The following is a 21,932-nucleotide window of genomic DNA, read 5'->3' on the forward strand; positions in this document are numbered from 1 at the left end:
GTCCTCGGCAGCGCGTTCTGGGCTTCTCTGACACTCGGTACTGGGAATCCTCGGGTGCCGGGCGTTTTCCGGCACGCCTCCATCTTGCTACGGGTGCTTGCTACGGGGTGCTTGCTACGGGTGCGCCCCGGTCTCCTGCCGGATCACCGTACGCGCGGTGTCCACAGCGGCCCTGGCGGCGGGCAGGCCGCAGTAGAGCGCGGTGTGCAGCAGGACCTCCTCGATCTCGGCCGGGGTCAGGCCGTTGCGCAGCGCCGCCCTGGTGTGGTCGGCCAGCTCCTCCAGCCTGCCGGTGGCGGTCAGCGCGGTCAGCGTCACAAAGCTCCTGGTACGCCGGTCGAGGCCGGGCCGCGACCAGACCTCGCCCCAGGCGTAGCGGGTCAGGAAGCTGTCGAAGCCGGCGCCGAAGTCCTCGGCGCGGGCCAGCGCCTGGTCGACCTCCGCGTCACCGATCACCTCGCGCCGTATCCGCAGCCCTTCCTCGTACGTGTCGGGCGGCACGGCGGCGGGCTGCGCGGCGACGGCCTGCGGCGGTACGACGGGGGCCGGGGGTACGGCGACGGAGCCGGTCGGCACGGACACCGGCTCGGTCCACACGCTGCCGAAGTGCGTCGCCAGCAGGTCGCCGACGGCCACGGGCTCCTCTACGGGCGCCAGGTGGCCGGTGGCCGGGACGACCGCGAGCCGGGCGTCCGGTATTCCGGCGACCAGCAGCCGGGCGTCGGCGGGCGGGGTCTCGGTGTCGTCGGCGCCCGCCACCACCAGCGTCGGCACCTTGATGCTGCCGAGCGCGTCCCGGATGTCGAAGGCGGCCAGTGCCTCGCACCCGGCGATGTAGCAGTCCGCGTCGGTGGTCCTGACCATCTGCACGGCCCAGTCGGTGATCGCGGGCTGGGTGGCGAGGAAGGGGCCGGTGAACCAGCGCTCGGGGCTGGCCAGCGCCGTGCGGTCCAGGCCGTTGGCGCGGACCACGACGCCGCGCTGCCGCCACACGTCGGCGGTGGCGTACCGCGCGGCGGCCGAGACCAGGGCGAGGGCGGCGACCCGGTCGGGGCGCAGCAGCGCGAGCCGGGCGCCGATGGCGGCGCCGAGCGAGCAGCCCGCGTAGCCGAAGACGTCGACGCCCTCGTCGTCCAGGACGGCCAGCAGCCGGGCGGCCAGCTCGTCGACCGAGGCCGCGGGGTGCGCGGGCGCGCCGCCGTGGCCCGGCAGCTCGTAGCGCAGCACCCGCCACTGCTCGGTGAGCGCCGGAAGCTGCCGGTCCCACATGTGCCAGGTGGCGCCGAGGGCCGGTCCCAGGATCAGGACGGGGGCGTCGGCCGGGCCGTCGAAGCGGTGCTGAAGGGGGGGCCGCGGGTCCAGATCGCCGTCGGTCGAGTCGCTCATCGCCTCACGCTACCGAGTGGAGTGTGTGCTTCCGAAATCCGAGTGGCCCGCTTCCGCGGGCCCGCGGGGGCTGTCATGGGCCATCGTTGTCATCGCCCCTGACATCGGCGCCCCGCCGCCGTCATCCCTTGAAGCCGTGCCGGAAGTTGACGGTGGAGACCGCGTACACCGTGGGGACGTCCGGGTCGGTGAGGTCCACCACGATGTCGCGGTCCGGTTTGTCGCCGGCCTGGTGCATGCTGACGCCCACATACGTACGGCCGGTGAGGAAGACCCAGCCCGCCGTCCCGGCCTGCGCGGCGCTGATCGCGTCCTTGCCCCCGCGCAGCACGTTCCGGGTGCTGCCGACCTGCGCGAGGAAGGTGTCCAGGCCGCCGGAGGTGGTGGTGAACTGGACGTACAGCGCGCTGGTGTCCCAGGAGTTGGTCTCCAGGTAGCCGGGGCCCGTGGTGCCGTCGGGGAAGGGCAGCTGGTATATCTGCCGCTGGAGGATGGTCGGAACGGCCAGCTCCAGATGGCTGAGGGCCGCCTCCTTCTGCTTGGTGACCCCGCTGTCCCGGCTCTGCTCGGCGGAGATCAGCACGTACCCGATCGGTACGAGGACGAGCAGCGGGACGACGGTCCAGCGGACCCAGCGCGGCGGGTTCCGCGGCGGCGGTGCGAGCCGTGCCCGGCCCGCGTCGCCGTCCGCGGGCGGTCCCCCGCCGGACTCGGGGCCCGGCTCCAGGGTGTCCTGGTCGAAGGGTGTGGTGGTCACGACTGGGCTCCCTGCCGTCCGTAGACGCGGCCGTAGCGTTCGTACCGCTCGACGCGGCGGCGGGTGGCGCGGCGGAAGCGGCGGGCGACCAGCCGGGCCAGGTCGGCGGCGCCGACCATACCGGCCTCGGGGCCCAGCTCGGCCTTGGCGATCCGCGCCTCCGGCCGGTAGCCGCGGCCGGTGAGATTGCGCCGGAAGGCGTCCCTGGCCGGGTTGATCAGCAGGTCGTCGGCGGCGCTGACGCCGCCGCCGATGACGAAGCACGACGGGTCGAGGGCGGCGGCGAGGTTGGCGATCCCGATGCCGAGCCACTGGCCGATGTCCTGGAACAGCTCGACGCACATCGCGTCGCCCTCGCGGGCCAGCTCGGTGATCAGCGGTCCGGTGATCTCGCCGATGCTGCCGCCGACCCGGTCGATGATCCCGTAGGCGACCGGGGAATCCGCGGCGGCCATCTCGCGGGCCTCCCTGACCAGCGCGTTCCCCGAGCTGTACTGCTCCCAGCAGCCGCGGTTGCCGCAGGCGCAGCGGTGGCCGCCCTGCACCACCTGCATATGGCCGAATTCGCCCGCGACGCCGTAGCGGCCCCTCTTGACCTGGCCGTCCTCCAGGATCGCGCCGCCGATGCCGGTGCCGAGGGTGATCATCACCAGGTCGGCCTCGCCGCGCCCGGCGCCGAAGCGCCACTCGGCCCAGGCCGCGGTGTTCGCGTCGTTGTCGACCATGACGGGGACCAGCAGGCGCTCGGCGAGCCGGTCGCGCAGCGGCTCGTCGCGCCAGGACAGGTGCGGGGCGAAGAGCACCCGCGAGCGGTCGGCGTCGACCCAGCCCGCCGCCCCGATGCCGACCGCGTGCACGTCGTGCCGCTCCGACAGGTCCAGGACCAGCTCCACGATGGTGTCCTCGACGACCTTGGGGCTCTTGGACTTGTCGGGCGTCTCGGTGCGGATCTTCTCCAGGATCACCCCGTCCGCGTCGACCACCCCGGCCATCACCTTGGTGCCGCCGATGTCGATACCGACGGTGGGGACGCGGGGCGCGGTCAGATGCGAGCGCCGCTCGCGGCGGCCGACGGTCTGGAGCACCGTCGCCCTGGCGGCGCCGCCGCGGTACACACGTTCACGATTGGCACTCAAGCGGAGGTCTCCGGGTCGGTCGCCGGTGGCGTGGTGGTCGTCCGGCGCATCAGTTCGTGGGTCAGCTCGTCCAGCTCGCTGCCCCCGGCCATCTCCCGGGTCAGCTCGTCCAGCGTAATGTCCTTCTTCAGGTGGCTGCCCGACATCGCGCCTCGCTTGAGCAGAATGAACCGGTCACCGACCAGATACGCGTGGTGCGGATTGTGCGTGATGAGTACCACACCGAGCCCCGCGTCGCGCGCGGCGGCCACGTATTTCAGCACCACACCCGACTGCTTGACGCCGAGCGCGGCCGTCGGCTCGTCCAGGACCAGCACCTTCGCGCCGAAGTGGACGGCGCGGGCGATGGCCACGCACTGCCGCTCGCCGCCGGACAGGGTGCCGATCGGCTGGTCGACGTCGCGCAGGTCGATGCCCATCCGCAGCAGCGCCTGGTGGGTGGTGGCGCGCATGGCGGCCACGTCGAGCCTGCGCAGCGGGCCGCGGCCGAGGGTGGGCTCGGAGCCGAGGAAGAAATTCCGCCAGACCGGCATCAGGGGGACGACCGCCAGGTCCTGGTAGACGGTGGCGATGCCGCGGTCCAGCGCCTCGCGCGGCGAGCTGTGCCGTACGTCCTCGCCCTCGACGGCGTAGCTGCCCGTGTCGTGCTGGTGCAGTCCGGCGATGATCTTGATGAGGGTGGACTTGCCCGCGCCGTTGTCGCCGAGGACGCAGGTGATCTCCCCGGCCCGCACTTCGAGGGAGACCTCCCGCAGCGCGCGGACGTTCCCGTACGACTTGGAGACGTCGGTCAGCTCGACCAGCGGGGCGCCGGCGGGCGCGGGGACCTTGTCGAGGACGGGTTCTGCGCTCATGCCGCGGCCTCCGCCCGCTTGCGGACCCAGGCGTTCAGCAGCGTCGCGAGCAGCAGCATCGCGCCGAGGAAGAACTTGAACCAGTCCGGATTCCACTGGGCGTACACGATGCCCTTGTTGGTCATGCCGAAGATGAACGCGCCGACCGCCGAACCGATGGCGCTGCCGTATCCGCCGGTCATCAGGCAGCCGCCGATGACGGCCGCGATGATGTACAGGAACTCGTTGCCGACGCCCTCGCCCGACTGCACCACGTCGAACGAGAACAGCAGGTGCTGTCCCGAGATCCAGGCGCAGAAGGCGACCGCCATGTACAGGCCGATCTTGGTACGGGCGACGGGGACGCCGACCGCGCGGGCCGCGTCCGCGTTGCCGCCCGCGGCGAAGATCCAGTTCCCCGCGCGGGTGCGCAGCAGCACCCAGGTGGCCACGGCGACCAGGCCGAGCCACCACAAGATGGTGACCTGGAGGTCGACGGAGCCGAGCGTCCAGTGCGAGGCGAACAGGTCGCGGGCGGTCGGGAAGCCCTCCATGTCGGCGATCGTCTTGGTGGAGACGGTGCCGCTGATGAGCTTGGTGAAGCCGAGATTGAGGCCGGTGAGCATCAGGAAGGTGCCCAGCGTGATGATGAAGCTGGGCAGTTTGGTGCGCACGAGCAGGATGCCGTTGAGGAAGCCGATGGCGAGGGTGACCAGCAGCGACACTCCGACGCCGACCCAGACGTTCGCGGTCATCTGGTAGCTGAACATCGAGGAGACCAGCGCCGAGCTGGTCACCAGGACACCGGCCGACAGGTCGAACTCGCCGCCGATCATCAGCAGCGCCACGGGGACGGCCATGATGCCGATCGTGGAGGACGCGTACAGCACCGTGCCGAGGCTGGAGGCCCGCAGGAAGGCGTCGGCGACGACGGAGAAGAAGACGAAGACGGCGACCGCGCCGACGACGGAGCCCAGCTCGGGCCTGGCCAGCAGGGCGCGCACGACGGATCTCGGCGCCAGCCGCTCGTCGTCCACCGGGCTCACGAGAAGTTCCGGGGTGCTCAACGGGTGCCCCGCTTGGTGTACGACAGCAGGGCTTCCGCGTCGTCCTTGGTGACGATCTGCGGCCCGGTCAGGACGGGCTGGCCGCCGCCGAGGGTGTCGCCGTTGTAGCGGTACAGCCACAGCAGGTCGATGGCCTCGTAGCCCTGGAGGTACGGCTGCTGGTCGACCGCGAAGCCGATGGCGCCCGCCTTGAGGGAGGCGGCGACCTGCGCGTTCAGGTCGAAGGTGTCGACCTCGGCGGACGAGCCCGCCTGGGCCTTGGCCTTGACCGCGGTGGCGGCGAAGGGAGCGCCGAGGGTGACGACGGAGTCGATGCTCTTGTCGGCCTGGAGCTTGGCCTGGACGGAGGACTGCACGTCCGGCATGTTCGTGCCGTCGACGTAGAGGTTGTCCATCGTCCCGGAGAAGGTGGCCTTGGCGCCCGCGCAGCGCTGCTCGTGGCCGACGTTGCCCTGTTCGTGGAGCACGCACAGGGCGTGCTTCTTGCCGCGCTTGTTCAGCTCGTCGCCGACCGCGCGGCCCGCGATGGTCTCGTCCTGGCCGATGTGGCCGAGCGTGCCGAATTCCTTGGACTCCTGCGAGCCGGAGTTGATCGTGATGACCGGGATACCGGCCTTCTCCGCCTTGAGCACGACGGCCTTCATCGCGTCGGGCTTGGCGAGCGTGACGATCAGCCCGTCCACGTGCTGGTCGATGGCGGCCTGGACGAGCTGCGACTGCTCGTTGGCCTGGTCGCTGTTGGAGTAGAGGAACTTGATGTTGTCCTTGTCGGCGGCCTGCTTGGCGCCGCTCTGGACGATGTCCCAGAAGGTGTCGCCCGCGCCGGAGTGGGTGACCATCGCGAAGGTCCAGTGCGGGGTGTTGACGGCGGAGCCGTTGGCCGCGGCCTGCTTGGCCCGGTCCTCCGCGCGCTTGCCGCCGGTGCTGCTGCACCCGGCCAGGCAGACCGCGCCGAGCACCGCCGCCAGCAGCGCGCCCACCACCCGTGTTCCTGCCCTTGCCATCGCCACGAGGCCCTGCCTTTCCCTGCGGTTCCTGTTACTGCCGGGGTGAGAGTGCTGCGAGCGACCATCCCGGCGGCCCAAGTATCCGTCAAGAGGTACGGCCCGATGCCCGGCGGGGCACGTCTCAGGCTCTGACCAGCAGCCGGAACTCGAAGGTGTAGCGCGAGGCCCGGTACAGATGGGAGCCGAACTCGATCGCGCGGCCCCGGTCGTCGTACGTGGTGCGCTGCATCGTCAGCAGCGCCGCGCCCGGCGGCTCGGCCAGCAGCCTGCTCTCCTCGGCCGTGGCCGCGCGGGCCCCCACGGTCTGCTCCGCGCTGTGCAGGGTGATGCCGTGGTGCCGCATCAGCGCGTACAGGCCGTTCGTCTCCAGCTCGCCGGTGGCCGGTTCCAGCAGGTCGCAGGGGAGGTAGTTGCACAGGTACGCCATCGGCTCGCCGTGGGTGAGGCGCAGCCGGTGCACGACGGCGACCTGGCAGGACTCCGGCAGGCCCAGAGCGGCGGCGACCGCGGCGGGCGCGGGCCCGCGGGCGTTCGCGAGCACCCGGGTGCTGGGGCGCCGGCCCGCGGCGAGCAGGTCGTCGTACAGGCTGCTCAGTTCCAGCGGGCGGGCGACATGGCTGTGCACCACCTGGGTGCCGACGCCCCGGCGGCGTACCAACAGGCCCTTGTCGACCAGCGACTGGATGGCCTGCCGGACGGTCGGCCGGGACAGGCCGAGCCGGGCGGCCAGCTCTATCTCGTTGCCGAGCAGGCGGCCGGGGGCGAGCGCGCCCTCTTCTATGGCGGCTTCGAGCTGCCGGGCGAGCTGGAAGTAGAGCGGTACGGGGCTGGCGCGGTCGACGGCCAGCCGCAGATCGCGGTGGACGGGCTTGGCCTCCGGGCGCCCACGGCCGGGCGGCACGGATTCGCGACCTGGTTCGTGCGGGGGTGCGTGCGTGGGCTCCTGCTTGGGCACGGAGGGAGCGTATCGGCACCCCATGATCACCGGAAGTCCTTATGTCCGGACAAAGCGTTGACAGGGGGCGGGCGGCGCGGGAGGTTGGGACAGCGCGCACGTCTCCCGCGGTGAAGGGGCAAGTAGCAGCTATGCGGATCGGACTCATCGGTGCCGGGCGGATCGGCTCCTTCCACGCCGCCACGCTGGCCGCCCACGAGGACGTCGAGGTGGTGACGGTCGCCGACACCGAGGCGGTACGCGCCCGGCAGGTCGCCGCGTCGGTCGGCGGGCGCGCGGCCCTTTCGGTGGACGCGCTCCTCGACAGCGCGCCGGACGCCGTCGTCATCGCCTCCGCCACCGCGTCGCACGCCGCCCTGATCACCCGCGCCGCCCGCGCCGGAATCCCCGCCTTCTGCGAGAAGCCGGTGGCGCTCGACCTCGCCGGTACGGTGGCGGCGCTCGACACCGTCGAGGCCGCGGGCGGCGTGCTCCAGATCGGCTTCCAGCGGCGCTTCGACGCCGGGTACCGCGCGGCGCGCGAGGCCGTACGGGCGGGCGGGGTGGGCCGGCTGCACACCGTGCGCACCGTCACCTCGGACCCGGCGCCACCGCCGGCCGCGTACGTCCCGCTCTCCGGCGGCCTCTACCGCGACTGCCTCATCCACGACTTCGACGCCCTGCGCTGGGTCACCGGCCGGGAGATCACCGAGGTGTACGCGGCGGGCGCCAACGGCGGCGCCGACTTCTTCCGCGCGGCGGGCGACGCCGACACCGCGGCGGCGCTGCTCACCCTGGAGGGCGGTGTCCTCGCGACCGCGACGGCGACCCGCTACCACGGGGCGGGGTACGACGTCCGGATGGAACTGGCCGGGACCGACGACCAGATCGCGGTGGGCGTCGGCCCGCGGACGCCCTTGCGCTCGATGGAGCCGGTCGCGGTCGCGGCCCTGCCCACGGCGCCCTGGCCCGGCTTCCTCGACCGTTTCGCCGCCGCCTACCGGGCCGAACTGGCCGCCTTCCTGCGCGTCGTACGCGGCCTTGAGCCGAATCCCTGCGAGGGTCGGGAGGCGTTGCGCGCGCTGCTCGTCGCCGAGGCGTGCGAGGTCTCGCGCCGCGAAAGACGTCCGGTGGCGGTCGCCGACGTGGGCATGCGCGTACGTGAGGGCGACGTGAGCGGAGTGGTGGCATGAGCCGGAACGACGGCCTCGCGACGACGGTCGCCCCCGGCGCATCGGACAGGGTGGTGACGGCATGAAGCGGGAGCGGATCGCGGGGGCGCCGATTTCCTGGGGTGTGTGCGAAGTGCCCGGCTGGGGGCACCAGTTGAGTCCCGAGCGGGTGCTGGCGGAGATGACGGAACTGGGCATCACCGCCAGTGAGTTCGGGCCCGACGGCTTTCTGCCGGGGCCGCTGCTGGCCGACCACGGCGTCACCGCGGTCGGCGGCTTCGTGCCCGCCGTGCTGCACGATCCCGGCCACGATCCGCTGCCGGACATCCGGGCCGTCCTTGACCGCTTCACCGCCGCGGGCGCCCGCACGCTCGTCCTGGCCGCGGCCACCGGGCTCGACGGCTACGACGAACGTCCCGCCGTCTCGGCCGACGGCTGGCGCACCCTGCTCGGCAGGCTCGACGCCGTCACCGACCTCGCCGCCTCGCTCGGCGTCACCGCCGCCCTCCACCCCCATGTCGGGACCGTCGTCGAAGGGCCCGCCGAGGTCGACCGCGTCCTGGACGGCAGCCGGATCGGGCTCTGCCTCGACACCGGCCATCTCCTCATCGGCGGCACCGACCCGGTGGCCCTCGCGCGCCGGGCCGCCTCCCGCGTCACGCACGTCCACCTCAAGGACGTCGATCCCGCCGCCGCCCGCGCCGTCCGCGACGGGCGCACCACCTACACCTCCGCCGTCCAGCAGGGCCTCTACCGCCCCCTCGGCCAGGGCGGCCTCGACCTCACCACCCTCATCACCCATCTCGAATCCGCCGGCTACCCGGGCTGGTACGTCATGGAACAGGACACCGTCCTCACCGCTCCACCGCCCCCCGGCCAAGGCCCCCTCCCCGCCATCCGCGCCTCCCTCCACTGGCTCACCCACCAATGACACCCCCCGCCGACCAGACCCACAGCTCACCGCCTCCCGGGGGCGGGGCGTATGACGTGGTGACCCTGGGGCGGGTGGGGGTGGACCTTTATCCCGAGCAGAGCGGGGTGGGGCTCGCGGAGGTGCGGACGTTCGCGAAATCGCTCGGCGGGACCGCCGGGAACGTGGCGGTGGCAGCGGCGCGCCTCGGGCTGCGGACGGCGGTGCTGACGGGAGTGGGTGACGACCCGTTCGGCACGTACGTCCGCACGGCGCTCAAGGGCTTCGGCGTGGACGACAAGCTGGTCTCGACCGTGCCTGGGGTGCAAACCCCCGTCGTCTTCTGTGAGTTGTTCCCGCCCGACGACTTCCCGATCTACTTCTACCGGCGTCCGGTCGCGCCCGACCAGTGCCTCGAACCGGACACGCTGGACCGCGCGGCGGTCAGGACCGCGCGGGCTCTGTGGATCACCGGCTCGGCTCTCGCGGTGGAGCCGACGCGCTCGACCGTCTTCGCGGCACTGGACGCCCGCGAGGGCGGCGAGGTGTGGTTCGACCTGGACTGGCGCCCCGGCTTCTGGCAGGACCCGGCGCAGGCCCCCGCGCTGTACGCCCGCGCGCTGTCGTACGCGACGGTGGCCGTCGGCAATCTGGAGGAGACGCAGATCGCGGTCGGCAGCCGCGACCCGGAGACGGCGGCGGCGCTGCTGCTGCGGCACGGCGTGCGGACGGCGGTCGTCAAGCAGGGCCCGGCCGGTGTGCTGGGCAGAACCGCCCGTGAGCGGCACTCGGTGCCGCCGGTCCCGGTGAAGGCCGTCAACGGCCTCGGGGCGGGCGACGCCTTCGGCGGCGCCCTGTGCGCGGGCCTGCTGTCAGGGGCGCCGCTGCCCGACGTGCTCCGGGCGGCGAACGCGGCGGGCGCGCTGGTGGCCTCCCGCCTGGCGTGCGCGGACGCGATGCCGACCCGCCGCGAGATCGAGGAGCTGCTGCGCGAGCCCGCGCCACCCACCGCGCCCACCACAGGAGTTGAGCCCCAGTGACCCATCTGGCCGCGGGCACCGCGGCAAAGGACGGCTTCGACCTGTGGGTCGACCCGGCCGTCGCGGGCTGGACGTACTCCGGTCTGCGCGTCCTGACCCTGGAGCCTGGCGCGGAGCGCCGCTTCGCGGCCGGGGACGGCGAGTGGATCGTGCTGCCGCTGGCGGGCGGCTGCGCGCTGACCGTGACGGACGCGGACGGCGCGCGGGCCGACTTCGAACTGCACGGCCGCACCTCGGTGTTCAGCGGCGTCAGCGACTTCGCGTACGTGCCGCGCGACGCGGAGGTCACCGTCGTCAGCCCCGGCGGCAGCCGCCTGGCGCTGGCGGGCGCGCGCTGCGAGCGGCGGCTGCCCGCCCGTTACGGCCCGGCCGACGCCGTTCCTGTGGAGCTGCGCGGGGCGGGCGGCGCGAGCCGCCAGGTCAACAACTTCGCGGCGGCCGGCGTCTTCGCCTGCGACCGGCTGATCGCGGTGGAGGTGCTGACGCCGGGCGGCAACTGGTCGTCGTTCCCGCCGCACAAGCACGACGAGGCGGGCCCGCACGAGTCGGTCCTCGAAGAGATCTACTACTACGAGTTCGGCGGCGGCCCGGCCGCGCTGGGCTACCAGCGCGTCTACCCCTCCCCCGCCGGCGCCACCGACGTCCTCGCCGAAGTCCGCACCGGCGACGCGGTGTTGATCCCCGACGGCTGGCACGGCCCGAGCATGGCGGTCCCCGGCTACGACATGTACTACCTGAACGTGATGGCGGGCCCCGGCGCCGAACTGGCCTGGCTGATCAGCGACGACCCGGCACACGCGTGGGTCCGCGCGTCCTGGACGGACCAACTCCCCGACCCCCGGCTGCCGTTGTACGCGCCGCCGGTCACGCAGCAGGAGGGCGGCACCGTATGAGCGTCAGACTCACCGTCGCACAGGCTCTCGTCCGTTTCCTGTCCGTCCAGTTCACCGAGCGGGACGGCGTGCGGCACCGGTCGGTGGCCGGGATGTGGGGCATCTTCGGGCACGGCAATGTCGCGGGCGTCGGCCAGGCGCTGCTGGCGGCCGGGCCCGAGGCGATGCCGTACCACCAGGGGCGCAACGAACAGGCGATGGTGCACGCGGCCGTCGGCTACGCCCGGACCCGGCACGGGCTCTCGGCGATGGCGTGCACGACGTCGATCGGTCCCGGCGCGACCAATCTCGTCACGGGCGCGGCGCTCGCGACGATCAACCGGGCGCCGGTGCTGCTGCTCCCCGGTGACGTGTTCGCGACCCGTCCGGCCGACCCGGTGCTGCAACAGCTCGAAGTGCCGTGGGCGTACGACATCACCGTCAATGACGCGCTGCGGCCGGTGTCCCGCTGGTTCGACCGGATCTGGCGGCCCGAGATGCTGCCCGCCTCGCTGCTCCAGGCGATGCGCGTGCTGACCGACCCCGTCGACACGGGCGCGGTGACGCTCGCGCTGCCACAGGACGTGCAGGCGGAGGCGTACGACTGGCCGGACGAGCTGTTCCGCGAGCGGGTCTGGCATGTGCGGCGGCCCGTGCCGGACGCGGACGCGGTGGCCGGGGCCGCAGCCCTGCTGCGCGGTGCGCGTCGGCCGCTGATCGTCGCGGGCGGCGGGGTGCGGATCTCCGAAGCGGCGTCCGCGCTGGCCGAGTTGGCGGCGGCGACCGGCATCGCGGTGGCCGAGACGCAAGGCGGGAAGGGGGCTCTGCGGTGGGACCATCCGCAGGCGCTCGGCGGCATCGGGCACACCGGTACGGCGCCCGCCGACGCGGCGGCGCGGGAGGCCGACGTGGTGCTCGGCGTCGGCACCCGGTGGACGGACTTCACCACGGCGTCCGGTTCGCTCTTCGCGCCCGACGCGCGTTTCGTCAGTCTCAACATCGCCTCTTTCGACGGCCACAAGATGGCGGGGCTGGCGCTCGTCGGCGACGCGCGGGCCGGAATCACCGCGCTGGCAGCAGAGTTGACGGGTCATCAGGCACCCGGGCGGACACCCGAAGCGCGCCGGGCGCTGGCCGACTGGCGCGCCCGTACGGACGCGGCCTTCGGTGACGGCGGCGGCGAGGGGGCGCCGTCGCAGAGCGAGGTCGTCGGGGCGCTGGACGCGGTGCTGCACGACCGGGACGTGGTGGTCAACGCGGCCGGCTCCCTGCCGGGTGACCTGCACAAACTGTGGCGTGCGCGGGACGCCGGGCAGTACCACGTCGAGTACGGCTTCTCCTGCATGGGGTACGAGATCCCGGCCGCGATCGGCGTGAAGCTGGCGGCGCCCGACCGCGAGGTGTTCGCGCTCGTGGGCGACGGCACGTACTTGATGCTGCCGACCGAGGTCGTGACCGCCGTCCAGGAGGGCGTCCCGATCAATGTGGTGATCGTCCAGAACCACGGATACGCCTCCATCGGGGGCCTGTCCGAGCAGGTCGGCGCCGAACGCTTCGGCACCGCCTACCGGTTCCGCGCCCCCGACGGGTCCTTCGCGGGCGAGCCGTTGCCGGTGGACCTCGCGGCCAACGCCGCCAGCCTCGGCCTGGAGGTCTTCACCGCCCGTACGGCAAAGGAGTTGCGCGCCGCGCTGGCCGCCGCCCGCGAGTCGCCCCGGGCGACGGCCGTGTACGTCGAGACCGACCCCGCGCGGCCCGGACCCGGCGCCGAGGCGTGGTGGGACGTCCCGGTCGCCGAGGTGTCGGACCGCCCGGCCACGCGGGCCGCCCGCGAGGCGTACGACCGGGCGCGCCCGGCGCCCGGGACCCGGCCCCGCCTCTAGGGCGTGTCCGGCGGACAGGCCCTAGGTTCCGTCGGCGGCGGCCGGGATGGGCACGCCCTTGCGGGCGAGCAGCGACTTGAGGGACTGGATGATCGGGAAGACCTCGTTGTTGAGGTCGGCGCCCTGGGTCTGGTAAGCGCGCTGTTCCGCCTCGACGATGACGCGGTCCTGGCCGAAGATGCCCTCGGTGAAGAGCGTGATGACCGGCCACAGCAGATGGATCACGCCGGGGATCGGGGGCTTTTGGACCATGATCAGGCCGTAGGTGTGATTGTGGTGCTGGGCCTGGTCGGTGGGCATGTAGGCGTTCCACAGGTCGAGGGCCGGGGGCTCCTCGCGCTTGCCGTCGGTCCAGTAGCGCAGTGTCTGGTACGGGTAGCCGGTGCGGATCGTCATCAGGTCCGCGTACTTGTCGTCGTTGCCGCTGCCGATGATCAGGCGCTCGCCGAGGGACTGCTTGCCCTCGGTGCGCGAGAAGGAGTAGTCGGCCTCCAGCCAGTCCTCGCCCTCGCGGATGTCCAGCAGCTTGGCCCGGATCCGGCCCATCAGACTGCGGTGCAGGAACTGGTGGTTCATGTCCATCAGGTTCTCGTGCATGAACGAGTAGTGGCAGGCGATGTCCCGGTCGAGCACGCGCGTCTTGTACCGGCGGTCGGCGTACGAGGGCAGCTCCGGCATCGGCGTGACCTCGGCCAGTTCCTGGTTGCCGGGGAAGACGAAGACGAATCCGTACGCCTCGCGGCACGCGTAACTGCGGACGCCGTTGGGCAGTTTCCGCTTCCGGTCCAGATAGGGGATGTTCACGCACGCGCCCGTGCGGTCGTACGTCCAGCAGTGGTAGCCGCAGAGCAGCCGCTCGTCCTTCACCACGCCCATGCTCAGCGGGACCTGGCGGTGGGCGCAGCGGTCCTCCAGGGCGTACGGCGCGCCCTTCTCCGGCCGGACCAGGACGATCTCCGTCCCGGCGTACTTCACGGCCAGCGTCTTGCCGCTCTTGAGGTCGCGGGACCGGGCGAGCGGATACCAGAAGTCCGGGTCGAGTCCGGTCGTGCGGGTGGTGGGGACGTCCTCCTCCGGTGCCACGTCGCGGTATTTGCGCAATGGGGGCTTCGTCTGCGGGAGCGTCATACCAGAAATACGAACGTACCGGTCAGTACGTTCGCGTGGCGGACCCATCAAATCGTCATGACTTGGTCAAGTCCGCGTCCACGCGTAGATTTCCGGTGCCGATGTCGTGATCATCTCCCAGACCGGCGGCGGAATTCCGCCAGATCCGGCACGGGAACCGGCGGCGCGGAACATCACTGGGGGCGGATGTGGACTGGGGAACGCTCGTCGCGACGCTCAGCGGCGGTGGCATCGCCATTTCCGGCACTGTGCTCGCCGACCACCTGCGCCGCCGTCACGAGGACGGCCGGGGCACCGACGCGCGGCGCCGGGCGGTCTACATCGACTTCATCAGCGCCACCGGGGTCTGCCACGCGGGCCTGCGCCGGATCGCCCAGAATCCGGGCGCGGAGCCGGACGTGGACGCCGCGTCGCGCGCCGCACTGGACGACGCCGGGATCTACGAGGCGCGCGAGCGGCTCTTCATCGACGCCTCCACCGCCGTCGCGGGCGCGGGCCAGGCGATGTTCGAGCACCTGCGCGCCGTTCAGCGGGCGGTCGCGGCGGGGGCCGCCTCGACGTCCGTCGCCTTCCACGACGTCTATCACCCCTATCTCGGCGCGGTGTGGACCTACCGGGTCGCCGTACGCAGGGAGTTGGAAGGACTTTCCCTCTCACCGGAGGCTTTCGGCTGGTCCGAGTGGGACGGCAAGGACCGGTGCCCGATCTGCCGGGCCGCGCTCGGCGCGAGCTGATTCCGGAAGCTGATACCGGAGCCGATACCGAAGCTGATACCGGAGCTGATTCCGGAGCTGATTCCGGACCGCGCACCGGGCGCGGCCCGCGTACACCCGACATGCCGTAAAGGCATTATCCGGACAGAAATTGGCGTTCTTTCGCCCGTGCGGCAACCTGTGCGCGCTCGTGTCCCTGTTCGCAGGTAGACCCAACCGCACTTGGACGCAAGGAATTCGATGACGCATACCCAAGGCAGCCGACGTCTCAGGCGCTCGGCTCTCGTGGCCGCGGCGGCTTTCGCCGTGGTCGCGGGCGGCGTCGGCGCCGCGCCCGGCGCCGGAGCGGCGACACCCGTGACCCCCAAGCTGAAGCTGGTGGCCGCCTCCACCTCGATCACCGCCGACCGCTACGACGGCGACACCGGCGTCTACCTGGACCTCGGCGCGTACCTCACCGTCGACAAGGCGCCGTTCGAACTCCGCGTGACCCGCGCGTCGTACAAGGACCCGGTGGTCGTCGCACAGGTGACGCACAGCGGCTCGAAGACGGTCACGAAGAAGCTGCCCGCCGGGCTGGTCAAGGACTTCGCCGGGCTGCCGGGCTTCCTCCAGGTGACGATCACCGACAGCAAGGGCGTGAAGGTCGCGAGCACCAGCGACAGCTTCTGCCCGAACTCCGCGTCGGGCCGCGTCCGTCCGGACGCCCCGGCCACCTCGCCGTACCCGGACGGCTGCTCCGACAACCCGTTCACGCTCGGCTCGGTGTGGGGCGTCCAGAAGGGCTGGGCCGCGGCGGCCTCGCAGGGCATCGGCCCGGACGGCGGGGTCGACCTGAAGGCCGGCACGTACACCGCGAAGATCTCCGTGGCGAAGAAGTACCGGGACGTGTTCGGGATTCCGAACGACCAGCCGACGGTGAAGGTGACCGTGCGGACCGTGCGGGACGGGTCGGGCGCGGCGCGGTCGCGGATGTCGGCCGCGCTGCCGGGCGGGCAGCCGCGCACGGGCTCCGCGCCGGGCACGCTCAGGGCCAACGCGCACCGGCCGACGGGCGCCGCGGGCGTGCCGTCCGACGTGCCGAAGCCGGACCTGCGGGCGCTGCCCGCGTACGGCATCGCGATCACCGACGGCAGCGACGGCGGTGAGGGCGACACCCCGGCCACCGGCACCGACTACCTGGCCTTCAGCGCCACCGTGTGGGACGCGGGCCCGGCGCCGTTGGTCGTGGACGGCTTCCGTACGCCCGGCAAGGAGACGATGGACGCCTACCAGTACTTCTACGACGCCAAGGGCAAGCAGGTCGGCTACACGCCCACCGGCACCATGGAGTGGGACCCGCGCGTCGGCCACCAGCACTGGCACTTCTCGGACTTCGCCAGCTACCGGCTGCTGAGCTCCGACAAGAAGCTGATCGTCCGCAGCGGCAAGGAAGCCTTCTGCCTGGCCAACACCGACGCCATCGACTACACGGTGAAGAACGCCAACTGGCACCCGAACAACACCGATCTGGCGACCGCCTGCGGTGAGCACAGCGCGCTGTCGGTGCGCGAGGTGCTGGACGTCGGCAACGGCGACACGTACTCGCAGTACCGCCCCGGCCAGTCCTTCGACATCAGCAAGCTGGCGAACGGCACGTACTACATCCAGGTGATCGCCAACCCCGACCACCGGCTCAAGGAGAGCAGTTACGGCAACAACGTGGCGCTGCGCAAGGTGATCCTGGGCGGCACGCCGGGCCACCGCACGGTCAAGGTGCCCGCCTACGAGCTGGTCAACGCGCCCTGATCCACCGCGCGTTGACCTCCCGGGGCCCGGCCGCCTCCCCTCCTCGCGACCGGGCCCCACTTTCACGCCTTTCGCGTCTGAGGGGCGGGACACCGGTGGCGGGGGGTGTGGACGTATAAAGGGGGGCATGGACTCCTCGCAGGCCGACGCATACCTCCAGCGCATCGGGGCCGAACGGCCCGCCGTCGCGGACGCGGCGGGGCTGCGCGAACTGCACCTGCGGCACCAGCTCGCCGTCCCCTTCGAGAACCTGTCGATCCACCTCGGCCAGGACATCGTGCTGACCGAGCCCGCGCTCTTCGAGAAGGTCGTCACGGACCGACGGGGCGGATTCTGCTACGAGTTGAACGGTGCCTTCAGCGCGCTGCTGCGCTCGCTCGGCTACGGGGTGGAGCTGCTGGCCGCACGGGTGTACGGGAAGGACGGCCGTGTCGGGCCGCCGTACGACCATCTCGCGCTGCGGGTACGGACGGCGGACGGCGAGACGTGGCTGGCCGATGTCGGTTTCGGCCGTCACAGTCACTTTCCGCTGCGCTACGCCGAGCGGGGTGAACAGGCCGATCCTGGAGGGGTGTTCCGGATCGCGGACGCGAACGCGAACGCGGACTCCGGCTCCGGCTCCGGCTCCGGCTCCGGCTCCGGCTCCGGCTCCGGCTCTGGCGAGGGGGATCTTGTGGTCGTGCGCGACGGTGAGCCGCAGTATCTGCTGGAGCGGCGGCCCCGGCGGCTGGCGGACTTCGAGGCCACCTGCTGGTGGCAGCGCACCTCGCCCGTCTCGCACTTCCGCACGTCCCTCGTCTGCTCCCGCCTCACCCCCGAGGGGCGCGCCACCCTCAGCGGGCGCACCCTCATCCTCACCACCACCTCCGGCGCTCGCGAGGAGCGCGAACTCCCCGACGCCGAGGCCGTGCTCGCCGCCTATCGCACCCACTTCTCGCTCGACCTGCCCCGAGAGCCCGTCCTCACCCCACCCACCCCACCCACACCGCCCGCAGCGTGACCTGCTCCGGCGCGCGCCGGCTGTGCGGGCGCAGCGTCGCGTACCCGCCCGTGCAGTCCGCCCCCGTATAGACCCGCACCGTCTCCCCCGTCTCGTTCCACGGCGCGTACGCCGCCCCGTACGCCCTCGGCCCGATCACCTCCGGCAGCACGAGGCACCGCCCGCTCAGCGGATCGGTCAACACACTGGTCAGCGGCCCCTGCCGCGTCATGAACGTGTACGAGAACCTGCCGGCCGCGGCTGCGGCGCTTCCGTCCGGCAGGCATGTCGCTGCCGCGAGCAGGCTCGTCGTCACCGCGACGGCGGTACGCACGCGCATGCGGTCCCTCCCAAGGGGTTGGCTTCTCGCCCCCGAAGGTACGGCTGGCGCCGTCCTCTGCCCGCAAAACCGTTCCCCCCGGCGAGCCGCCCCCAGCGGCGCGGGACCGTCCGTCACACGGAAGCAAGACCCGTCTTCCAGGGGCGCGAGGAACTGCGCGAGCAACCCCCACCGGGCAGACAGCCCAAAACCAACAGCGACTGCCCCGCTGGAGCCGGTTTTCAAAGGCGCGCCACCGCCGCGAGGTGGAGGTACAGGGGCGCGCCCGCGCAATGAACGGCCCCCACGCAGTGGAGTGGGTGCGGGCCGGAATGGGGGGCAGGCTTACCGCAGGTCTCATGCTCCTCTCATGTCACGTTGCGGTGACAGCTCCCCCCACCCCCGACGAAAGGCGAGGCGGCTGCCGGTACCGTGCTGATCGCGTGCACCGCCCCACCGGCGCACGGTCCGTTCGCGCCCGCGCGCTCCGGTGCGCCCGCGCAGCAGCCCGCAGCCTCAGGAAGGACGGCGATACGCCGTGTACCGCTGGGAGACCACGCGAGCCGCACTGGCGCAGCGGGTGTTCGCCACGATCCGTAGCGAGAGTTACGACCAGGCGGCGGCGACGGCGGACACGCTGCTGTCGGCGGGGCTGACGACGCTGGAGATCTCGCTGACGACGCCCTTCGCGCTGGAGGCGGTGACGACGCTGGTGCGCGAGGTCGGGGACGACGCGGTGATCGGCGCGGGGACCGTACTGGACGCGGTGTCGGCGCGGATGGCGATCGACGCGGGGGCGCGGTTCCTGCTGTCACCGAGCCTGGACGAGGACGTGCTGAGGACCGGCCACCGGTACGGCGTGCCGGTGTTCCCCGGGGTCGCCACGCCCGGCGAGGTGGTGCGGGCGATGGAGCTGGGCGCGGACGCGCTGACGCTCTATCCGGCCACGTCGTTCACCCCCGCGTGGGTCACCGACGTGCTGGCGATCATGCCGCAGGCGGCCCTGCTGCCCTGCGGCGGCATCACCGTGGCCGACGCGCCCGCGTGGGTCGCGGCGGGCGCCGTCGCGGTCGGCATGGGCTCCGCGCTCACGTCGGGCGACCGCGAGACCGTGACGAAACGGCTGACCGAGCTCCTGGAACGGCTGGCGGACACCGCCTGAACGCCGTGGCCCCTGGTGAGGCCGGTCGGTGGGGGACACGGAACCGAGGGGGAGCTGTGAGCACACCGGAGACCGTGGATCTGCGGGTCTACGCCCGCGCGTACGGGGAGGACTTCACCGCCGACCCGTACCCCGTCTACGCGCGGCTGCGCGAGCGCGGACCCGTCCATCACGTCCGGACGGCGGACACCGGCGCGATGTGGCTGGTCGTCGGCCCGGCCGTCCTCACCTGGCGCCCCGGCCTCCTCATCCGCGGTGTGCACCGGCTCCCGGTGTCTTTTTAACGGCGTCCTACGAGGGAGACCGGCGCCGAACCAGCCACGCCGGCGTTGGAGACGGCGTCAGCGGTGAGGCCCGCGCGGGCACGCGGTCCCGGACGGGTTCGGGGCGGGGGGAGGTCACGGCCTAGACTCGGCGCGGCTCGCGGCGCGCCGCGCGCGTACCCTCTTACCTGCCAGGAGGCACCCCGTGTCAGTCGTCGCCGTCCCCGGCTCCAAGTCGGTGACCGCTCGGGCGCTCTTTCTCGCCGCCGCCGCGGAGGGCACCACCGTGCTGCGCCGGCCGCTGCTGTCGGACGACACCGACGGGTTCGCGGAGGGCCTGACCCGGCTCGGGTACCGCGTCGAGCGCGACCCGCGGGCGTGGCGGATCACCGGCCGCCCGTCAGGACCCGCCGTGCCGGAGGCCGACGTGTACTGCCGTGACGCGGCCACCGCGGCCCGCTTCCTGCCCGCGCTGGCCGCCGCGGGCCACGGCACGTACCGCTTCGACGCGTCCGCGCAGATGCGCCGCCGCCCGGTCGCGCCGCTCACGACGGCGCTGCGCTCGCTGGGCGTGGACCTGACGCACGAGGAGGCCGAGGGGCATCTGCCGCTGACGGTGGTCGCCGACGGTCTCAAGGGCGGCGCGATCGACCTGGACGCGGGGCTGTCGTCGCAGTTCCTGACGGCGCTGCTGCTCGCGGGGCCGCTGATGGCCGAGGGGCTGCGGATCCACGTCACGGACCTGGTCTCCGCGCCGTACGTGGAGATCACGCTGGCGATGATGCGGCGCTTCGGCGTCGAGGTGGCGCGCGAGGGCGCGACCTTCGTGGTGCCGCCGGGCGGCTACCGCGCCGTCGACTACCCGGTCGAGCCCGACGCCTCCACGGCCAGCTACTTCTTCGCCGCAGCCGCGCTGTCCGGCCGCACCGCGACCGTGCCGGGACTCGGCGCCGACGCCCTCCAGGGCGACCTGCGCTTCGTGGACGTCCTGCGGCGGATGGGCGCCGACGTCGAGATCGGCCCGGACGCCACCACCGTCACCGGCACGGGCCGCCTGAACGGTCTCACCGTCAACATGCGGGACATCTCCGACACGATGCCGACGCTCGCGGCCATCGCGCCCTTCGCCGACGGGCCGGTCCGTATCGAGGACGTCTACAACACCCGCGTCAAGGAGTGCGACCGGCTGGAGGCGTGCGCGGAGAATCTGCGGCGGCAGGGTGTCACGGTCACCACGGGACGCGACTGGATCGAGATCGAGCCGGGGACCCCCGCGCCGGTCGAGATCGCCTGCCACGGGGACCACCGCATCGCGATGAGTTTCGCGGTCGCCGGGCTGCGCACACCGGGCACCACCTTCGACGAGCCGGGCTGCGTCAAGAAGACCTTCCCCGACTTCCACTCCTTCTTCGCCTCGGTGCGCGCCGACTGGGGCGTGTGACCGACACTCCGTGCCGGACCCCTTTCCGAGACACGCGCCGAACCCCGTGCCGGACCCCGTGCCGAACGCGCCAACCGGAACGGCGGCTGCCGGGGTCAGCCCGCGTGCGTGGAGAACAGACCTCCGGTGGGCCCCTGCTTGTCGCCGCCCTGGGACTTCTTGAGGGCGTTGGCGAGCCCTTCGATCGTCATGGACTGGAGGATGACCCGGCCGTTGCCTTCGAGGGTGGCCAGGGACAGGCCCTCGCCGCCGAAGACGGCGTTCATGACGCCCTGGCGGTTGAGGCCGCCGATCCGCTGGACGCCGTACTGGATGCCCTCCTCGAAGGCGACGATGCAGCCGGTGTCGACCTCGATCCGGCCGCCGAACTCGGCCGGGTTGAGGTCGATGAAGTTGCCCGCGCCCGCGATGATCACGGTGCCGGTACCGGTGAACTTCTCCAGGATGAAGCCCTCGCCGCCGCTCATCCCCTGGCGTCCGCCCGCGAAGGCGATGCCGAACCGGACGGTGGACTCGGCTGCGACGAAGGCGTCCTTCTCGGCGAACCAGGCGCGTGAGCCGGTCAGTTCGAGGGCGCGCATCTCGCCGGGGAGCACACCGGCGAAGCCGACGGTGCCCTCGCCGCCCGAGGCGGTGAAGTACTGGAAGGCCAGCGACTCCCCGGCCAGGGCGCGCTGGCCGACCTGCATGGCGGTGCCCATGGCCTGCCGGAGCATGCCGCCCACACCGGAGCCGCCGGAACCGGAGCCGGAACCGGAACCTGAACCTGAGCCGCCGGAGCCGGGGCCGCCCAGCCGCGTCTCCATCGACACGTTGGCCGTCTTGAACAGGAACTTCCCCGCCTCGCAGTACACCGTCTGGCCCGGACTCAGGGTGCAGACGGCCATCTGCATGGCGTTGCCGACGATCTGCTGCTGGAGGGTCACAGCGGTGCTCCTAGGAGGACGGGCGAAGACGCGGCGGACGGATGGCCACCGGCCCGAGCGTAGCCCCGGCGCGGCACACCACCCGCCCCACCGTCAACGTATCGCCCGCGCGATCCGGTTCCGCGCCGGAGCGGGGCCGCCGTGTGCCGGGCCGCCGCCGTCGGGCCCCGCGGCCTGCGCGGGCAGCCGTACGGTCCGTTCGCCGCCCGCGTCGAG

At 72.4% G+C, this 21,932-nt stretch carries 20 protein-coding genes and 1 pseudogene; 11 read left to right on the forward strand and 10 right to left on the reverse strand.

Annotated features, from left to right (window positions below; genetic code table 11):
* Positions 1-114 precede the first annotated feature (114 nt).
* The 7 genes from BGM09_RS33035 to BGM09_RS33065 form a co-directional block, all read right to left on the reverse strand.
* Positions 115-1,386, reverse strand: a complete 1,272-nt coding sequence (locus tag BGM09_RS33035) for an alpha/beta fold hydrolase (RefSeq protein WP_188285426.1) — start codon at positions 1,384-1,386, stop codon at positions 115-117.
* 121 nt (positions 1,387-1,507) lie between these two features.
* The gene (locus BGM09_RS33040) at positions 1,508-2,143 is read right to left on the reverse strand and encodes a hypothetical protein (protein WP_223187937.1); all 636 of its coding nucleotides are present in this window, start codon (positions 2,141-2,143) and stop codon (positions 1,508-1,510) included.
* Positions 2,140-3,279: an ROK family glucokinase gene (locus BGM09_RS33045; protein ID WP_188285427.1), complete on the reverse strand. Its 1,140-nt coding sequence runs from the start codon at positions 3,277-3,279 to the stop codon at positions 2,140-2,142. The genes BGM09_RS33040 and BGM09_RS33045 overlap by 4 nt, the downstream gene beginning before the upstream one ends.
* On the reverse strand, positions 3,276-4,133 hold the full coding sequence (locus BGM09_RS33050) for an ATP-binding cassette domain-containing protein (protein ID WP_188285428.1): 858 nt from the start codon (positions 4,131-4,133) through the stop codon (positions 3,276-3,278). Before BGM09_RS33050 ends, BGM09_RS33045 begins: the two co-directional genes overlap by 4 nt.
* Positions 4,130-5,179: an ABC transporter permease gene (locus BGM09_RS33055; protein ID WP_411158393.1), complete on the reverse strand. Its 1,050-nt coding sequence runs from the start codon at positions 5,177-5,179 to the stop codon at positions 4,130-4,132. The genes BGM09_RS33050 and BGM09_RS33055 overlap by 4 nt, the downstream gene beginning before the upstream one ends.
* Positions 5,176-6,183: a sugar ABC transporter substrate-binding protein gene (locus tag BGM09_RS33060; RefSeq protein ID WP_188285429.1), complete on the reverse strand. Its 1,008-nt coding sequence runs from the start codon at positions 6,181-6,183 to the stop codon at positions 5,176-5,178. Before BGM09_RS33060 ends, BGM09_RS33055 begins: the two co-directional genes overlap by 4 nt.
* Positions 6,184-6,307: 124 nt before the next feature.
* Positions 6,308-7,141, reverse strand: a complete 834-nt coding sequence (locus BGM09_RS33065; RefSeq protein ID WP_411158394.1) for a GntR family transcriptional regulator — start codon at positions 7,139-7,141, stop codon at positions 6,308-6,310.
* 131 nt (positions 7,142-7,272) lie between these two features.
* Here BGM09_RS33065 and BGM09_RS33070 point away from each other — a divergent pair, with 131 nt between their 5' ends.
* From BGM09_RS33070 to iolD, 5 genes are all read left to right on the forward strand, one after another.
* Positions 7,273-8,313 (forward strand): Gfo/Idh/MocA family oxidoreductase, encoded by a 1,041-nt coding sequence (locus BGM09_RS33070; protein WP_188285431.1) that lies wholly within the window; start codon positions 7,273-7,275, stop codon positions 8,311-8,313.
* A gap of 61 nt (positions 8,314-8,374) precedes the next feature.
* The gene (locus BGM09_RS33075) at positions 8,375-9,223 is read left to right on the forward strand and encodes a TIM barrel protein (protein WP_188285432.1); all 849 of its coding nucleotides are present in this window, start codon (positions 8,375-8,377) and stop codon (positions 9,221-9,223) included.
* On the forward strand, positions 9,220-10,242 hold the full coding sequence (gene iolC / locus BGM09_RS33080) for a 5-dehydro-2-deoxygluconokinase (protein ID WP_188285433.1): 1,023 nt from the start codon (positions 9,220-9,222) through the stop codon (positions 10,240-10,242). Before BGM09_RS33075 ends, iolC begins: the two co-directional genes overlap by 4 nt.
* Positions 10,239-11,135, forward strand: coding sequence for a 5-deoxy-glucuronate isomerase (iolB, locus tag BGM09_RS33085; protein ID WP_188285434.1), 897 nt, complete (start codon positions 10,239-10,241; stop codon positions 11,133-11,135). Before iolC ends, iolB begins: the two co-directional genes overlap by 4 nt.
* Positions 11,132-12,997 carry a 3D-(3,5/4)-trihydroxycyclohexane-1,2-dione acylhydrolase (decyclizing) gene (iolD, locus tag BGM09_RS33090; RefSeq protein ID WP_188285435.1) on the forward strand — a complete coding sequence of 622 codons (1,866 nt, stop codon included), beginning with the start codon at positions 11,132-11,134 and terminating at the stop codon, positions 12,995-12,997. The genes iolB and iolD overlap by 4 nt, the downstream gene beginning before the upstream one ends.
* Positions 12,998-13,018: 21 nt before the next feature.
* On the opposite strand, the gene BGM09_RS33095 is transcribed toward iolD, so the two are convergent.
* Positions 13,019-14,125, reverse strand: a complete 1,107-nt coding sequence (locus tag BGM09_RS33095) for an aromatic ring-hydroxylating oxygenase subunit alpha (RefSeq protein ID WP_188285436.1) — start codon at positions 14,123-14,125, stop codon at positions 13,019-13,021.
* 188 nt (positions 14,126-14,313) lie between these two features.
* On the opposite strand from BGM09_RS33095, the gene BGM09_RS33100 reads away from it, so the two are divergent.
* The 3 genes from BGM09_RS33100 to BGM09_RS33110 all read left to right on the forward strand — a co-directional run bounded on the left by BGM09_RS33100 (position 14,314) and on the right by BGM09_RS33110 (position 17,626).
* Positions 14,314-14,859 (forward strand): CchlQ, encoded by a 546-nt coding sequence (locus tag BGM09_RS33100; RefSeq protein WP_188285437.1) that lies wholly within the window; start codon positions 14,314-14,316, stop codon positions 14,857-14,859.
* 219 nt (positions 14,860-15,078) lie between these two features.
* Entirely contained in the window at positions 15,079-16,626 is a 1,548-nt protein-coding gene (locus BGM09_RS33105) for a lysyl oxidase family protein (protein WP_188285438.1), read from the forward strand.
* Positions 16,627-16,753: 127 nt separating this feature from the next.
* Positions 16,754-17,626, forward strand: coding sequence for an arylamine N-acetyltransferase family protein (locus BGM09_RS33110; protein WP_188285439.1), 873 nt, complete (start codon positions 16,754-16,756; stop codon positions 17,624-17,626).
* Here the strand turns inward: BGM09_RS33110 and BGM09_RS33115 are convergent.
* Positions 17,589-17,945 (reverse strand): hypothetical protein, encoded by a 357-nt coding sequence (locus BGM09_RS33115; RefSeq protein ID WP_188285440.1) that lies wholly within the window; start codon positions 17,943-17,945, stop codon positions 17,589-17,591. The genes BGM09_RS33110 and BGM09_RS33115 overlap by 38 nt on opposite strands.
* A 517-nt stretch (positions 17,946-18,462) precedes the next feature.
* Here BGM09_RS33115 and BGM09_RS33120 point away from each other — a divergent pair.
* The 3 genes and pseudogenes from BGM09_RS33120 to aroA all read left to right on the forward strand — a co-directional run bounded on the left by BGM09_RS33120 (position 18,463) and on the right by aroA (position 20,790).
* Positions 18,463-19,086 carry a bifunctional 4-hydroxy-2-oxoglutarate aldolase/2-dehydro-3-deoxy-phosphogluconate aldolase gene (locus tag BGM09_RS33120; RefSeq protein ID WP_188285441.1) on the forward strand — a complete coding sequence of 208 codons (624 nt, stop codon included), beginning with the start codon at positions 18,463-18,465 and terminating at the stop codon, positions 19,084-19,086.
* Positions 19,087-19,142: 56 nt separating this feature from the next.
* A pseudogene (locus tag BGM09_RS33125) lies at positions 19,143-19,301 on the forward strand (cytochrome P450); the annotation flags it as partial.
* A gap of 253 nt (positions 19,302-19,554) precedes the next feature.
* Positions 19,555-20,790: a 3-phosphoshikimate 1-carboxyvinyltransferase gene (aroA, locus tag BGM09_RS33130; protein ID WP_188285442.1), complete on the forward strand. Its 1,236-nt coding sequence runs from the start codon at positions 19,555-19,557 to the stop codon at positions 20,788-20,790.
* Between the two features lie 95 nt (positions 20,791-20,885).
* On the opposite strand, the gene BGM09_RS33135 is transcribed toward aroA, so the two are convergent.
* Positions 20,886-21,716, reverse strand: a complete 831-nt coding sequence (locus BGM09_RS33135; protein ID WP_188285443.1) for an AIM24 family protein — start codon at positions 21,714-21,716, stop codon at positions 20,886-20,888.
* Positions 21,717-21,932 lie beyond the last annotated feature (216 nt).

The organism is Streptomyces sp. CBMA29 (assembly GCF_014596445.1).
In the GTDB taxonomy this organism is placed as follows: domain Bacteria; phylum Actinomycetota; class Actinomycetes; order Streptomycetales; family Streptomycetaceae; genus Actinacidiphila.